The 15,603-nt window shown below is 38.9% G+C and carries 16 protein-coding genes and 1 tRNA gene; 13 read left to right on the top strand and 4 right to left on the bottom strand.

Annotation, left to right across the window (positions count from 1 at the left end):
• Window positions 1–244: 244 nt before the first annotated feature.
• Both AC07YT_RS20230 and AC07YT_RS20225 read right to left on the bottom strand, forming a co-directional pair.
• Window positions 245–904 (bottom strand): GDSL-type esterase/lipase family protein, encoded by a 660-nt coding sequence (locus AC07YT_RS20230; protein ID WP_086549420.1) that lies wholly within the window; start codon window positions 902–904, stop codon window positions 245–247.
• An 851-nt stretch (window positions 905–1,755) separates the two neighbouring features.
• Window positions 1,756–3,837, bottom strand: coding sequence for an FUSC family protein (locus tag AC07YT_RS20225; RefSeq protein ID WP_086547802.1), 2,082 nt, complete (start codon window positions 3,835–3,837; stop codon window positions 1,756–1,758).
• A gap of 468 nt (window positions 3,838–4,305) precedes the next feature.
• Between AC07YT_RS20225 and AC07YT_RS20220 the strand changes: the two genes are divergently transcribed.
• On the top strand, window positions 4,306–4,497 hold the full coding sequence (locus AC07YT_RS20220; protein ID WP_086547803.1) for a hypothetical protein: 192 nt from the start codon (window positions 4,306–4,308) through the stop codon (window positions 4,495–4,497).
• A 108-nt stretch (window positions 4,498–4,605) separates the two neighbouring features.
• Here AC07YT_RS20220 and AC07YT_RS20215 read toward each other — a convergent pair.
• A tRNA-Lys gene (locus AC07YT_RS20215) sits at window positions 4,606–4,681 on the bottom strand.
• A gap of 526 nt (window positions 4,682–5,207) precedes the next feature.
• On the opposite strand from AC07YT_RS20215, the gene AC07YT_RS20210 reads away from it, so the two are divergent.
• The 4 genes from AC07YT_RS20210 to AC07YT_RS20195 all read left to right on the top strand — a co-directional run bounded on the left by AC07YT_RS20210 (window position 5,208) and on the right by AC07YT_RS20195 (window position 9,520).
• On the top strand, window positions 5,208–5,465 hold the full coding sequence (locus AC07YT_RS20210; RefSeq protein ID WP_086547805.1) for a hypothetical protein: 258 nt from the start codon (window positions 5,208–5,210) through the stop codon (window positions 5,463–5,465).
• Between the two features lie 488 nt (window positions 5,466–5,953).
• The gene (locus AC07YT_RS20205) at window positions 5,954–6,493 is read left to right on the top strand and encodes an outer membrane protein assembly factor BamB (protein ID WP_145954276.1); all 540 of its coding nucleotides are present in this window, start codon (window positions 5,954–5,956) and stop codon (window positions 6,491–6,493) included.
• A gap of 729 nt (window positions 6,494–7,222) precedes the next feature.
• Window positions 7,223–7,870: a DUF4279 domain-containing protein gene (locus tag AC07YT_RS20200; RefSeq protein ID WP_086547807.1), complete on the top strand. Its 648-nt coding sequence runs from the start codon at window positions 7,223–7,225 to the stop codon at window positions 7,868–7,870.
• Between the two features lie 570 nt (window positions 7,871–8,440).
• On the top strand, window positions 8,441–9,520 hold the full coding sequence (locus tag AC07YT_RS20195; protein ID WP_086547809.1) for an FISUMP domain-containing protein: 1,080 nt from the start codon (window positions 8,441–8,443) through the stop codon (window positions 9,518–9,520).
• 238 nt (window positions 9,521–9,758) lie between these two features.
• On the opposite strand, the gene AC07YT_RS20190 is transcribed toward AC07YT_RS20195, so the two are convergent.
• Window positions 9,759–10,337, bottom strand: a complete 579-nt coding sequence (locus AC07YT_RS20190) for a dihydrofolate reductase family protein (RefSeq protein WP_086547810.1) — start codon at window positions 10,335–10,337, stop codon at window positions 9,759–9,761.
• A gap of 624 nt (window positions 10,338–10,961) precedes the next feature.
• Here AC07YT_RS20190 and AC07YT_RS20185 point away from each other — a divergent pair.
• The 8 genes from AC07YT_RS20185 (at window position 10,962) to AC07YT_RS20150 (ending at window position 14,961) form a co-directional block, all read left to right on the top strand.
• Window positions 10,962–11,477, top strand: a complete 516-nt coding sequence (locus AC07YT_RS20185; protein WP_086547812.1) for a hypothetical protein — start codon at window positions 10,962–10,964, stop codon at window positions 11,475–11,477.
• Window positions 11,461–12,015, top strand: coding sequence for a hypothetical protein (locus tag AC07YT_RS20180; RefSeq protein WP_086547813.1), 555 nt, complete (start codon window positions 11,461–11,463; stop codon window positions 12,013–12,015). The genes AC07YT_RS20185 and AC07YT_RS20180 overlap by 17 nt, the downstream gene beginning before the upstream one ends.
• A 27-nt stretch (window positions 12,016–12,042) precedes the next feature.
• Window positions 12,043–12,429: a VOC family protein gene (locus AC07YT_RS20175; RefSeq protein ID WP_494945496.1), complete on the top strand. Its 387-nt coding sequence runs from the start codon at window positions 12,043–12,045 to the stop codon at window positions 12,427–12,429.
• A gap of 91 nt (window positions 12,430–12,520) precedes the next feature.
• Window positions 12,521–13,135, top strand: a complete 615-nt coding sequence (locus AC07YT_RS20170) for a hypothetical protein (RefSeq protein WP_086547814.1) — start codon at window positions 12,521–12,523, stop codon at window positions 13,133–13,135.
• Window positions 13,136–13,171: 36 nt separating this feature from the next.
• Window positions 13,172–13,720 carry a hypothetical protein gene (locus tag AC07YT_RS20165; RefSeq protein ID WP_086547815.1) on the top strand — a complete coding sequence of 183 codons (549 nt, stop codon included), beginning with the start codon at window positions 13,172–13,174 and terminating at the stop codon, window positions 13,718–13,720.
• 42 nt (window positions 13,721–13,762) lie between these two features.
• The gene (locus tag AC07YT_RS20160) at window positions 13,763–14,047 is read left to right on the top strand and encodes a hypothetical protein (protein WP_145954277.1); all 285 of its coding nucleotides are present in this window, start codon (window positions 13,763–13,765) and stop codon (window positions 14,045–14,047) included.
• A 65-nt stretch (window positions 14,048–14,112) separates the two neighbouring features.
• The gene (locus tag AC07YT_RS20155; RefSeq protein ID WP_086547817.1) at window positions 14,113–14,559 is read left to right on the top strand and encodes a hypothetical protein; all 447 of its coding nucleotides are present in this window, start codon (window positions 14,113–14,115) and stop codon (window positions 14,557–14,559) included.
• Window positions 14,560–14,610: 51 nt separating this feature from the next.
• Window positions 14,611–14,961 carry a VOC family protein gene (locus tag AC07YT_RS20150; protein ID WP_086547818.1) on the top strand — a complete coding sequence of 117 codons (351 nt, stop codon included), beginning with the start codon at window positions 14,611–14,613 and terminating at the stop codon, window positions 14,959–14,961.
• Window positions 14,962–15,603: the final 642 nt, after the last annotated feature.

Here is a 15,603-nt window from a genome sequence, read left to right as displayed (position 1 = left end):
CACTCGTACCTCGCTCCGGACTTACCGTTCAATCGGGGCTAGTTTTTTGGGGGCAGTGTAATAAAAATATAATTCTTAGGTGCCCTCAGGTGACTAAGGTGGTCAGAAAAAATACAACGCTTTTCGAAGAAGTGGCGCTTTTTTTTACCCCATAATAAATTTAATTCACATAAGCTTATGTGCTCTTATATAACTGATATGTTAAATAATCCTTTGGTTCCTTAAGTGCTGAGAAGAAAAATAATTACTTCAGTAGATGCCGTTCAACTGCTTTTCGCCAGATCGCATAACCCGCCGCATTCATATGCAGCATATCATCCACAAAAAGTTCTGGTCTAAGCTGTCCGTCTTTGGTGAGCATCAGCGGATATATATTAACAAATTTAGTGTTGGCCTCTCCCGCTAAAAATTTCTCGATCAATGCATTCGATGCTACTGCCTTTGCTTTAAATTTATCCCTGCTCGGGCTTGGTTTAATAGAAATATAAACAATAGGCACCGTGGGTAATTTGGCCCTAATGGCCTGGTACAAACGGATGGTACGGTTCAAAACGGTATCTGGTGTAACCGTTTCATTTGGTAAATCGTTCTCTCCCACATACAATACAATCTGTTTTGGCTGGTAAGGAAAAACAACATCATTTAAATAATAAGTAATGTCGTTAATTACAGCACCGCCTATTCCACGGTTCAATGCGTTGTATTTAGCAAAAATCTGTGTACAGTCGTCCCATTTCCGAATAGAGGAACTTCCTACAAACAACACCGGATGAACCGGCGGTTTATACATCTGATCGTACTTTTTAATGGTTTGCACATCATCCCAAAAATTGGGCTTCTTTTGGGCGAAGGCCGTTACAGTTAAAAAAGCAATCAAAAAGAGGCTTAAAAATGATTTTTTCATACGCATCAGGAGCTGAGGCTCACAATATACCAATATCCTGTTTTTTACAATCGATTCAATCAAATTTATTACGCCCGATTAACCAAAACCTTGCTTCAAAGAGGCAGTGTGCCGATCAAGAAATTTGAGGAATATTCTTGTGGAATAGTGCCTGATTCGCCTGCATTGAGTAATGCAGGCAAACAGGTCTTGCTATCATCAACTAACCAAACATATAATGATAAACAAATATAGCTCTTTATTTAGAACTATTCTAAATAATTAAAATTTATTAACTAAAAGAATAGTAACACATTAATAATCAATTAATTTAATTTCGAAGAATTGCTACACAACAAAACCTAATCAGTTTAAATGGCAAACGATGAGCTTCATCAGGCTGCGTTTCTTTAGGAGTATTAACGAATAATCTGTGATCATTAGTACAATATCATCTTTTCTTTAACCATTTAAGGCATATAAGTTTCATATAAGCTCAAACAGCTAATGTATCGCTTGAAAATTGATCAACTTGATTTTCTGCGCCGATCATCTTAATCTGCGGGAGCAAATAAGAATAGGGGTTTCCCGCTGATATCGCAAATCACAATGCGTTCATCATCCTGAGGGTTAACTTATTGTATAAAAGTCAATATAAATGACATTTTTTTTGCTAATCGTAGGCTGCGGGAGATCGTCATTCCCAACTCGATTGGGAACCACGGAGTGCTCATGAATGCCTCTGAAAAAAGGAAAGCATATGAATAATCGTAATGCCTTGGTAGGTTTTGTAGGTTGCATTAAGATTCCGCCTACGCGGGAATGACGATCATTCTATTGGTGCCTGTCAAAGATAGCGGAGTAGATGAAATTTATCCCCGGAAACCAGCACTAAACCTCCTGAAATCGAATGATAACATCGCAATATGCGCCAGTTTCTGCCTGGTAGAATGGTCATCATGATTGACATCCATCACATCCACAGGTGCTATCGCATCATTTGTTAATACCGCTTCATTACTGAGGTTACTCACAATCTGCTTAACCAGCAACGGATCGGCCTGTTCGGGTTTATGGTTTAGCGAAAGGTATATAGAAGTAATAATCGCATTGATCTGGTAAATGGTCGACTGTACGCCATACAAACCGTTAAAATCGATATGTTTCCGCATCGGCTCCTGGCTGGCCGACTCAATCGCCTCGCTTAAGGCCGATAAGCTCAGGTTGGCATTTTTCCTGGCCATGCGCGAAATGTTCTCGCCCAGGTTTTCCTTCCTTTCAATCGCTACCTGCAGATAATGTAAACTATCATTGGTTGCTTTGCTTATTTTCGCTTTCAACTGGCGGCTATCCCATATCGGAAAAAGATAGGTGGCAAAAATGGCAATTACACAGCCCAGCACGGTGAACATAATCCGGTCGTGTACAATATGATCGAAATGCCCCTGGTAACTGCCTAAAGTTAAAATTACTGCAGGGGTGATAAATAACACGCTTACGGTATAATTTAAACGGTTAAAAGCATAAAAGCCCAGTAGAAAAATAACCGAAAAAGAAAGCAGCACCGCCTGACTCTTCACAAAATAGATGATGATCAATCCGATGACCACCCCGCCAAGGCTTCCTTTTAAGCGCTGTAAATTCCGTTTCCAGGTAATCGAAAACTTCGGCCGGGCCACAATCACCAGGGTGAGGAAAAGCCAGTAACTGTATTTACTCGGCTCCAACTGCCAGATCAGCAAAAAACCAAACAGGAAACAGATGGCCAGCCGCAGCGAGAACCTGAAAATGGGCGATTTTAAGGTCAGGTGCTCTTTAATCGAAAAACGATCGCCGGTAATAAATAAGGGATATGAAATCGATCCTCTCAATTCTTGTAAGTGTTTCTCGGGCGTGCGCTCATTGCCCCTGATCATTTCGATAATGCGCACAATATCATTCATGTTCGAAACCACCTTCAGCACAATTTTACGCTGGCTTTCGTTTAAACGTTCCATCTCCTGTAATAACATGACGCGCTTCTGGTAATATTCAATATTGGTTGCCACCTCACCTTTATACGCCTTGGCCGACCGCACGTGCCTGCCCAGTTGCTCGAGTTCTTTGGCCAGCAATTCAATTAAGCTGGCAATCAGTTTCAGGCTCGGGCCCGTTGCCAAAGTTTTGCGTACCAAAGCATAATCGTAATGTACGGCATTCAACTGTTCATATAAATCAATCAGTAACCTCGCCCTTTCCAGCAACAGCTGTCCTTTGGGGTTATCAGGGTTCATGGCGTATTTATCGGTAAGCAACAGGTTGCGGATCAGCTCGTGTTTCTGGTTTACCTCAATGTGCAGTTTTATGGCTTCTTTTTGCTGCAGATCGAGTGGAACATCCACATCGTAATTCCTGGCCTTGGCATTTAAAAACACCGCACTGCTCATCAGGCACTCGAAAATGGCATGGTGAAGCGAACGGTAAGGGCGGATTAAAATCTGGATCAAACTGATCACATAATACCAAACGCCGCCAAGCAAAATATAACTGCTAAAATACAGCGGTCGCGCCGGGTGAAGGCCCATTACAAATGTACACACAATCAGCGCCATGGTACCAATCAGCGAGAGTTTCTGCCCGTATACCGCAAACATCGAAAAGCTGAAAGCCGCGATAACCACTACAATTGCAGTAAGGTAAACATGATCTAAAACCGATGATACCACGAGCGTAGTGCCAAAAAAGACGATGATGCTCCAGAGGGCTGTTTTCAGTTTGTTCAGGCGGTTATCGGGCAAATCGGTCAGACTGATTAACAAAGCCCCAACCCCTATTCCCTTCGCCGCCTCCGGATTGCCCAGGTAAAAGAATAAAATAATGGGCAATACCACAGTAATGGTGGTGCGCAGGGCATCAGAAAAGTACTCGCCTAAAAAGAAATACGAAATGGTAGAGCCGATGCTGTTTTTGCCCATGTATAGGTTAATGAATGCTGATCAAACGATAAAAGCTGCAAAGATAATAGATTTATAATGCATGCATAGCAAATACCACACAAAACCAGATACCGATCTGTTCTTTGGGTTTAGAAGCGTAATTGCGTGTTCGTATTACTCCGTAGTGACGCGGCGCTGAATACTACGGAGAGAAGTTTTGAAAACGGACCAAAAAGATTGCTTCACGCCACCACAACAGCTCTACCCTTTCGTTCGCAATGACGTATCTTTTTCAACTAATCCCCCCGCTGTCACTTCTCCACGTCCTTTGCACGCTCTTCTTCCCGACCTTTGCGGTTAAAAAAATCGACGTATGCTAGATTTGATTCACCCAGACTTCCGACCTCGGTCACCCGACTTCCGACTAATCAAATTCCCTCTTTTAACAATTAACAAAACAATTGCCCTTTAAAAAGAATTATATAAGCACACCTATAACAATTTGATATGAAAACGAAAATAATAATCTTAGTGGCCGCCTTTGGCCTGGCCTTATCAGCCTGTAGCGGTAAAAAAGCTGATCAGGAAAATGCAGATAGCCTATACAAATACACGGACACCGGCAAGGTGATTGACAGTACCCATACCGATTCTACAGCAGATTCGACCACCAACGCCCCAGCTGATGTAAAAAATTAAAGAAAATAAACAAACAAACGCGCTCATGCCGAAAGGTATGGGCGTTTTTTTATGCCCAAACGTAATGTTTTGTGAATTGATTCTCTAGCCATTTAATGCTTTAATAAATGGTGACCCCTCAGGGGTTCGAACCCTGGACCCACAGATTAAGAGTCTGTTGCTCTACCAACTGAGCTAAGAAGTCTGATTGAATAAATATAGGATAAAAAAGGGGAGAGTTAGTAATATTCGCCATCAGATTAATATGATTTAAGAACTATAGCAATGCAGCCCTTTTTTTATTATACTTGAAGTATAAATTAACGCTCAATGGACGCATACATTATAACCAAATTATTAACGAAAGCTTTAATGACTGCTCTCATAGATAGCACACTATTATTCTTCATGATTAAAGGGTTTGTAAATCCAATATTTAGGTGGATATATATCTTTATACCGGTGTTAGTGCTTTTGGCGTTATTTACATTTTTAATCTATCCTTTGGATATATTTCAGCATCCAGTTTTCCCGCTGTTTCAAGCCTTTTGCTTTCTTGGCGGTATATCTGGAGCAGCTAGATATTACTGGCAGCGATGGAACAGAAAGAAACAACCGCAATCCTAAGCCAAGCCTTTATTATTTCCCAATCTTATTCCTACTATGCTTCTAATATTCGGGACTTCTGAGGTCCTTCTTAACTTCTACGAAGCCGACCAAAAACATTAAATATGTTAAATAAAAAATTAGCGTTTAAACAGTTAAGGAATGGCAAGGAAATAAGATTGTCTTGGAAGTCGCTGGATGAAATTATATATACTATTTTCTTAAAATTGCATGATGGCATATACTCTTTCCATTACTACTATTTTGACGGAAATGATGTATTCGATGAGGAAAGCTATAAAGATGAGCATAAGCATAATTACAGTGACTTCAATAACCTATACGAAACGCTAGTGACTATATTTCCTGAGGTTGATCAGTAATTAGATTAACTATATTCCTAGCTAACCCTTTTCTCTTTCTTGCCTATCTCGCGCAAGTCTTTGCGCCTTAGCCTAAACAAGACCTGAATGTACTTTTAATAAATTAACATACTTGCGCCAGTTATCTAAATACAAATATCAATAGTTGCCTATATTTGCTTATAAACGAAGCATTCGGATTAACTATGGTTGAGAACCCTTGGAATAAAATCCCGCTAGAAGACTATGAACTTCAAATGCAACACGATATTGTTAGGCAAGCATAGTTACTCAATAATTTAACACGGAAATATCTTGTAGTGCTTAGAAGTAAAAACATTTCAAATTTCACTCCTTTCCAAGGGGTATCAATAAATGGGCAGTAATTAATGAGGCGATTCTTCAGTATATTAATTTTAATTGTCTTGACTTCGTGTCAAGGGAACAACTCAAACTTTGTTTTTGATCCTTCAGTTCCATACCCCCTCTTAAACCCAGGTGATTTTTGGGTGGACAAGTTTGATCAAAGAGGATTGCAGAATGCAATTATTTATCGAGATAAAATATACTGCAATACAATTGACATTGGAGGCGACAATTTTCTTTATTGCTTAAATCCAAAGAATGGACTCGTTGAATGGCGTGGACATATTGACGCTTTTGCAAGCCAATCAGCATCATTTAAAAATGATACAGTGATTTACTGTTCGTATCTAGGCAATATTTCTACTTTTGATAAAGAAGGAAAAGTTATTTGGAAAGCTAAGTTCAATCATCCTTATTCGGGTCATTGGCTTGATACAATCAATTCAAAAGTATTGGTGAAGACTGTTTATTGGAAGAGGGTTTCTGAATACGATATTAAGTCGGGAAAACTAATTTCAGATAATGAAAACGACTCTTTAAAAAAACTTATTGAGAAGAATATGAAAGATAAAAGACTTTTTGAAAAACATACATATCGGTTTAAAAGAAATGGCAAAACATACACCATTAAATCCAGACCATCAAGTTCTGATGAAGTCATAATCAAAATAGAATGTAATTAATTAAAGCATAGATCGAATCCCGTTGTTTTGCGACTGTCGATTCTCACCCCATCTAGCGCAAGTCTTAGCGCCCTAGCCTATGCAAAGGCCTGACTTGTGCTTTCATAAAATACAGAATAACTTCACTCCGTTTCGCACGCCTTCCGTGTGTGCAGTTTAACCACTAAAATTAAATGACAGGCTTAATCATGTTTTCTCACACGCGGCACGCGTGCGCCAGCGGTGACTTGTGCTTTAAAAATTTAAAGCTTTAATAAAAACCGTTTTTAATAGATGCTGAAACAAGTTCAGCATGACGATCGCGTTAGGCAAGAAACAAAAAAGCGTATGCCTCGCCATCCTCCCCTTCCGTTCGCCATGAAGAATTGGCTCATTTTTATAAGCACAGACTTCCGACCCCGGTCCTCCGACTCCGGACTAACTTATCAAACAGATTACTTCGTCTAATTCTTGCATTTTCGGGCTACAGTCTATTGTTAAATAGCCCTGATGGAAGTGTAACGGACAGCAGGACCGAAGCCATCCGAAGAACTACAGACCCTGCGCTCCAAAACCTTCTCCAACTCCAAACCTTAACATCCCCATTATGGAAGATTATAGGCTTCAAACAGATTGCCTGCCTGCAACAGACAGGCTTCACGCTCCCTCGCCATCCTCCCCTTCCGTTCGCAATGACGAATGGGTTCATTTTTAAAATCAAAGCTTATATTTAGGCATTACAAACAATAAATGACAGACGAACAAGCCATAGAACTGATTGAAAAAGAGTTTCAGGATAAAACATTTGGAGCAACCGAACAATATCTTGAAATCCATTCGCCAATCTACATCAACAATAAATTACAGATCACGCGGATCGACCGCGATTGCGACAAACTCATTATAACCTATCTGCCTGTGCTGAATGAACGGTTTTACTTTGCGATATACATCGATAGTGATTCAGGCGAAATGATCAATATCGGTACGGAGCCTGATCACCATGTCTATTTTATTGCCACATCTGAAAATCTGTCGGCAACTGAGCTCAAATCCATGTGCATCCTATCAGTATACGAAAGCTGGAATAAGGGAGATTTAAAGAAAAACGGAAAGGTAACGCATCAATTTAGTGCTTTAAAAATAATGCCCAACAGCGAGCCAGATGAATTTGAAGATAAACTCGATAAGTTATTAACCTATCTGGAAACAGACAAGAAAGGCATTAGTGAACTTGTAGAAAAGGCTGAAGGCTACATTCAGGTTGCCATGGATATTCATAATGGAAATGGAATGATTGGCGGCCCACATATCAGCAGGGAAAACATAACCAGAATGCAGGACCTTGGGCTCGCAATAAACTTCGACCTCTATGTTGGTGGCAATAGTTTCAGGTAGAAAAATTAATTGGCTTAGCGCCTTAGCCAGTGCAAAGGCCCGACTTGTGCCTTGAAAACTTAATGCTTTAATAAAAACCGTTTTTAATAGATGCTGAAACAAGTTCAGCATGACGATCGCGTTAGGAAAAGAAGCAAAAAAGCGTATACCTCGCCATCCTACCCTTCCGTTCGCCATGACGAATGACTTCACTTTTAGAAACCCAAACTTCCGACCCCAGTCCTCCGACTCCGGACTAACTTATCAAACATCTAGCGCAAGTCTTAGCGCCCTGGCCCATGCAAAGGCCCGACTTGTGCCTTGAAAACTTAAAGCTTTAATAAAAACCGTTTTTAATAGATGCTCAAACAAGTTCAGCATGACGATCGCGTTAGGCAAAGAAACAAAAAAGCGTATACCTCGCCATCCTGCCCTTCCGTTCGTCATGACGAATGGCTTCACTTTTAGAAACCCAAACTTCGGACCTCCGTCTCCTGACTTCTGACTAACCCGAAAATATACCCAGTAAATGGTATTGCTTCCAAGTGGGTTGATTGGGAAATTTGCCTGCAACAAACAAACAATCAGGGCATGAAATTAAACAAACTCCTCCCAATGGCATCAGGGCTTATGCTATTGGTAATGGCATCAAGTGTATTCGCGCAGGTAAAGAAATCGCCAAGTAAAGCAGCTGTTCCCGTTAAAACCAAATACGGCGCGTTGGCTGTAGACCGATCAAATGGTTTTTATTATGGTTTTTCATTCGATCAGCCAAACCTGGCCGAAGCCGAAAAAAGAGCAGTTGCCGAATGCAATAAACGCGGTGGCGCCTGCAGTATTGTACTCACCTATTCGGGTACAGGTTGTGCCGCCTACCGCACCATAAACGGCAATGTGGGTACGGCATTTGGCTGGGGTATTGCGAAAACGAAAGAAGAAGCTGATGCAATAGCGACCAAAGAATGTTTAAAAAGAAGCGGCGGCATACAACCGACCAACTTTGTCTGGAGTTGTAATGCAGCACAAGCGGCGCAGTTAAAAGAAATATATAATGCTTCGCCAGAAATTACCGGTCCGGTAAAAATTGGCAACCAGGTATGGACAAGCACCAATTTAAACGTGAGTACCTATAGAAACGGCGAGCAGATTTATTATGCGGCCAATCAAAAAGAATGGGAAAAAGTAAGCAGGGAAAAGATTCCGGCTTATTGTTACCTTAATTTCGATAGCAGTAATGAAAAGAAATACGGAAAGCTGTACAACTTTTATGCGGTTACCGATCGCCGTGGATTGGCGCCGGCCGGCTGGCATGTGCCCAGCAGTAATGAATTTTTAACCCTTATTTCGGCTTTAGGTGGAGAAAAGGTAGCTGGTAAAAAAATGCGTGGTACGACCGGCTGGGACATCAAAGATTCGTACAAATTTGCACATGGCAATGGCGATAACTCATCAGGTCTTAATTTACTGACCAATGGCAGTGCAGGCGGCGATGAATATGGCGGTGGCCAGTCTTTCAAGTATGGAATATGGTTAAGCTACTGGTGGTCGAGCAGTACCAAATCGAGTGGCGACAGCTTTGCCTACTACCTCGATTTTAACAAATACAGCGAACCGCGCGTAACCGATTATAGTAAAACCACAGGCGCTGCAGTAAGGTTAGTGAAAGATTAATTGCCCGTATCGCAATAATGCTCATATTTCGAAACCTAAGGTTACAAATCGCTTAATCAACCGGAAAAGTTCAATATTTCCGGTTGATTTTGTTTAAGGGGATAACAAACCAAATACATTTAAGCATATCAGGAATTGAAGAAAATATAAGCTGACCGGCTTCCGTTCGCAATGATGAATCGCTTCGTTTTTAGAATCCCAGACTCCGGACTTCCGACTTCCGACTCCGGACTTTAAACTAACCCTTCCCCAGCTCCCCTACATACCGATAAGTGTTCACCTGCACACCTGTAGGTGTAACCTTCGAGCTTACAAAAGCCAGTACGCGCGGATCGGCAGTAGCTGAAAAGAAGCGTTTGCCTGTGCCCAGCAATACCGGGTATACTATTAGTACAAGCTCGTCTACCAGCCCCTGCTCCAATAACACCGCAACTACCGTTGAACTTCCATACAAAACAAGATCAGGTCCATCTGTTGCTTTGAGTTCGCGAATACGCGTAATAATATCACTGCCTAAATCCTCAACTGGCCCCCATTCAAGGCTTTCTGGTCTATGGGTGGCTACATATTTTTTGCCTTTATTTAAACTATTCGCCATCGGATTATCACCGGCCTTCGGCCAAAACTGCGTCCAGCTATCGTAGGTACGGCGGCCCAGCAGCAGATCGATGTGAGTGCCCTGTGCCTCCAGTACGGCTGCCATACCTTCTGCACTGCGATAAGGTGTTGTCCATCCGCCATGTGCGAAATCCTCGCTGTTTTCGTGCTGCATTACGCCATCAAGCGAGATATGTTCCATTATTTTGATCTTTCTCATGTTATTTTCTATTTATTTGATGATGATAAAGTTACAATGTAAGAGCCACACACATGCGGGGCAATCGTGACAATAAGAAGGCGTTTTCATGACCATTTGTATTTGATATAATAGTTGACGTAAAGTTTCCACATCTAATCACATTTCCATTTTACCGCTTATATTATCATTTGAGGGTTTTAACTTATACGGCCTTATATTTCTTATATGGTTAAGTGCTTAGTTGTTTAACTGAAAAGCCAACCGGAAATAGTGAAGGATTAGGAAACGAAGGGTTCCGTGTTCTTCGGATAGCGCAGCCCCGCCATTCGCTACAATCTTTTTTGTTGCTATTATCGTGAGCTTGTCGAAGAAGCAACAAAAAGGATTTTCGCTACTGTCGGGTTTAGTGAGGAGGACCTGTAACTTTTGCCAAGGTTGAATAACGATTGTTTTAAATATGTTCCATACATTTCTGATATGGTTAACTATGTTTAACCGGTCAACTGAAATCTGCCAAAAACCCTTATCTTGTATAAATTTGATCCCGTACACTAGACTGGCTTATCGATATCGTTGAAAGCATATATAACAAAGTTCAAGAATGCCAGACTTAGCAGTAATTAGTCAGAAATCATTTAGTTAATGCAAAAAGAAGAACAAACCGAAGCAAGTGAACGCTATTTATTGGGTACGGAATATTTTACAGACAGTGCTATAGCGATTTGGCAAACTGAATGCATAAAAAGATGTAAGAATAAACCCAAGGATGACGTTTATCACAAATATGTGAATTGGGTGAAAAGAGAAAATGAAATTGCTGTGTTTACATTATACGCATATGCCGACTTCAAAATCCCTAAAAAATTCGATATTATTTTCCAAATAGACGAACCAGAAAATTATGTTAAAGAAGAATATGAATTGACACAAATTGTTTATGAGGCATGGTATCCTATGGAGGGTGCAGAACATGGACATAAACATCTTTGCATTTTTAAATTCAAGAACAGAATACCGGCAATTTTGGAGCTCTTGCATAAACAAGATGAAAAATTTTCTACAATTACAGATGAACAAAAGCAACTTGGCTTCTGCAGCTCAGCTGATTTTGAAGAAATAAAACAAAGAGAAAAGAAAAACAATGAATCAAATTACTAAAGCAAAAAATCTCTACGAATTTATTGATTTAACAAAGGTCCGCACAGCGATGTATATTGGAGATGAATCGTTATCTGCATTATATTTTTGTATTGGTGGCTATTACTGGGCCTGCGGCATAAATGGAACTGATGAAAAATTGCAGCCTGATTTTAGTTTATTTCACGATTTTGTTGCTAATTATTATTTGTATCGTGATTCTACAGCGGGTTGGAAAAATATTATTTTGGCTGAAAATTTTGGTGATGAGAAACGAGCGCTGAAAGAATTTTATAAGTTGTTTGACATGTTTAGAACAATGCCAAAGATTATCAATGCAAAGAAAATTTTATTTAAAATACTTGACCAACTAATCAATGGAACAATTCTAACGAAAATATCAAATGAGCAATTATCAATCAGTTTAAAAGATTTAGCACATAGGCTTGAGGAGTCTAAATTTTATTCAAATTATAAGGAAATTCTTAGTGACTTAGAAGAGCTCGCTAAGTCAGATAAAACTTTTGATTTCTTTTTGAATGATATTAAAAACACCTAGCTTAATGAAAACGGCATTATTAAGCAAATGAACAAAGTTATTGAAGCTTTAAAAGAACCAAACATGGAAATCCGATTACTGGTACTGCGAACTAGAGATACAAAACTTCTGGCTGATTTTTACAGTTTACTTGGAATTCAATTTGAATATCACAAACATGGTAACTCTCCATATCATTATTCGGCTACAATTGGGTTAACTGTTCTAGAAATTTATCCATTGGTAAAAAACCAAATCGAAGCAGACAAAAACTTGAGGTTAGGCTTTGGTATAGAGAACTTTGAACAGGTGATGGATAAATTAAATATATTACAAGTTGATTTTGCACAAGAACCAACCCAAACAGAATTTGGTTTTATGGCCATTATAATTGATCCCGATGGCAGAAAAATTGAATTGTATAAAAACAGCTAATTGGTTTTGTTTAAAAGAAAGGTTTAACTTAATATATAACATATTTTTAATTTGTCTGAGACAAAGTTTAAAAACATAAAATTCAATCTTAATGACCTCTCCTACACAAATATTAAATTGGTTAGCCATTGGCTTCGAACAACCGAATGGTAGTTTGACTGAGCATTTTTACTACGATAAACAAGATGCCGAATTTTTCTCAATCCTATTTACAGACTATTTTATACTTGATGAAGAGCTAAATTTAGCCAATAATGTAACTACCAATTACTCAAAACAACAAGAAGATTATATAGTTAACAGAATAAAAAAAATTGAAGAAAATGACCATACTATAGTTTCAATTCCAAGGGTTACAGTAGAAGACAGGAAAAATTTTATGCAACAATTTGTTGATACCTTATCTGACCAAAAATTAATTGAGGTTCTAAATCAAAGAATTAAAAATCATGATTACAATAATAAGTTCGACTTTTACTTTGGCAAGGAAGCAGATGAACTAACAAAAGTGAAATGGGAAGAGACAAAAAATATGTTTTTACTGCAACAGGTAGAAACTTTCTTAAATCTTAACAACATAAATCTTGATAAAACATCCTTGTGGCTTCCAGATGTTGATGGTTCTGTTTCAATAGATCTGACAAATGAAAACATCAAAAATTTTAAAGAGATAAAGTCAAAAAAGTCATGGTGGAAACTTTGGTAGTCGTGTGAACACTAAGTACATCCTGAATTTATAAACATGAAAATAACTATCGATAGCCTATCCATTCAAGAATTGAAGCTATACAACTATACAGATTCTTTAAAAGGAACTATGGATCAGATGGAAAAGCAACTTCAAGCGCGTGGCATCTTCGATCAATATCGAGAGATCCACAAAAGCTATCTTGATTTATTTTTCAATACAGAAAACGAGGAAACAAAACTTGAAATCCTGAAACGCCTTGTGTTTTTGAACTGGTACGGCATAATTGAACCGAGTTGTTTCACCGGTATTCAAGATCTCGACAGTTCAATCATTTTCGAGTCGTATTCAATTTTAAATGAATATCTCATCGACAATAAAATCGACAAAGAATTTAAATGGATGTTATCCTATTATTCGAGTTGGGATTTCGCCATACTTCCTTTTTCAGAAAACAATTTGAGTGCATTAACAAAATTTGTCAAAGAAGTAGATACGACCATTTTGGCTTGTCCAAAAAAACAATTGCCTAAAGGAACAATGGATAACAGAGGGCAAATGGGTCTGTATTGGATCAGCTGTTCGGTTGAAAAAGAGGAATAAATACGAGGTTAGAAGTAAAACTATTGACTGGTAAGAAATAATATGATGACCGACCTCCAAATAAAAGATTTTATAGCGGTATATGATATACAGCAAAAGTTCATCAAATCTTTCAGATCATTAATGGAGCAAAATACTTGTGCAGATTTAGACATTAGCCATAAGAATATTTCAATAGAGACCATAAACCTCGATTTCGAACTGCTTGATGGGGATTCGATTGCCTTCAAAAGCCAAATGGATCAAGGTGGCAATAAAATAGGCTATTACAGATTGGTTTTCGGCTTGAATGGGGAATTAATAGATGATTTTTTAGTGATTTACTGATATAATTAAACACGCAGATTGCACGGACTTACGCATATTAAATTAACATTCAAGCTTCCTACGCGATGAAACACCCAAAAATTGTTTTTGCCTTTTTTATCCTTTGGCTATTACTTATTTTTATCTGGTATAAAACTGGTAGAAGCCGAAAAACTGAAAATGACAAGCTATTAAAGAACAACATTGAATTTACAGGCATCCTAAAATCTGTAAAGGTGTCACGAAATCATTGTTTTGCAATAATCTTAATTGACAATGTAAAAAGTAATGTTGCATCTTTTAATCCTGACTTAAAAGACCGGTATTTCCCATATGCCATAAAGAATGGCCGGGCAGAAATTTATACTTCAATATGTGAAGGAAAAATTAAAGAAATTGGGAGCGATGTAAAATTAAACTCCAATCAAAGAAAATTAATCCTTGAGATAAGCCATAAACCTTATGAATTTGAAATTTGGATTACCTCAGAAAGACCAGATATCCAATTCATTAAGAAAAACACAATGCTTTGAATAGATTGTACATAAAGCACTTTTAGTTTTTAGCTTCAATAAAAAATAAATATGGATATTCGATTACTGGTACTACGAACTGGAGATACAAAACTTCTAGCCGATTTTTACAATTTACTTGGAATTCAATTTGAATATCACAAACATGGTAATTCACCGTATCATTATTCGGCTACAATTGGGGTAACTGTTCTTGAAATCTATCCATTAACTAAAAACCAAGATAAACCAGACAAAAACTTAAGGTTAGGCTTTGGTATTGAAAACTTTGATCAGGTGATAAAGGTATTAAATACAGCAGGGATTACTTTTACGCAGAAACCAAATGAAACAGATTTTGGTCTTATGACAATAATCATTGATCCCGATGGACGGAAAATAGAATTGTATAAAAACAGTTAATCGCTCCCTTCTCTTCGTTTACTTTGCGGTTAAAAAGCCACGGAAACACAGAAAACACGGAAGCATTAACATTAGCCTGCTGAGCAAGCATGGTTCCTCCTGCACGGGAATGAGGATCGCCTTTAAATTCTGTGCTAATCACCTTAAATCTGCGGGAGAAAGAGATGGTTAGGGTTGCCCGCTGATCACATTGATTTTTCTTTATAAATTGTCAGTCTGAGCGTAGTCGAAGACCATCCAACTTTGCATCCTCTGCGCTTTCTCTCTGTGATCTTTGCAGTTAAAAAGCCACGGAAACACAGAAAACACGGAAGCATTAAGATTAGCCTCGCTGAACAAGCGTGGTTCCCGTCTGCGTGAGTGAGGATCACTTTAAGCGCTGCGCTAATCACCTTAAATCTGCGGGAGAAAGAGATGGTTAGGGTTGCCCGCTGATCACACGGATTTACGCAGACAAAAAATTTCTTTACGCGCCACACATCCAAAGGCTTCGGTTCGCAACACGTATAAAACCATTGCTTTGTGTCTTTGCCTTCGTGGTCGCCTCTTTAATTTAATGCCGCACTCTGCGCTTTCTCTCTGTGATCTTTGCAGTTAAAAAGCCACGGAAACACAGAAAACACGGAAGCATTAAGATTAGCC

The organism is Pedobacter sp. GW460-11-11-14-TSB4, assembly GCF_059423705.1.
The sequence above is the reverse complement of the archived record's forward strand: the minus strand, read 5'-3'. Positions and strand labels throughout refer to the sequence as shown.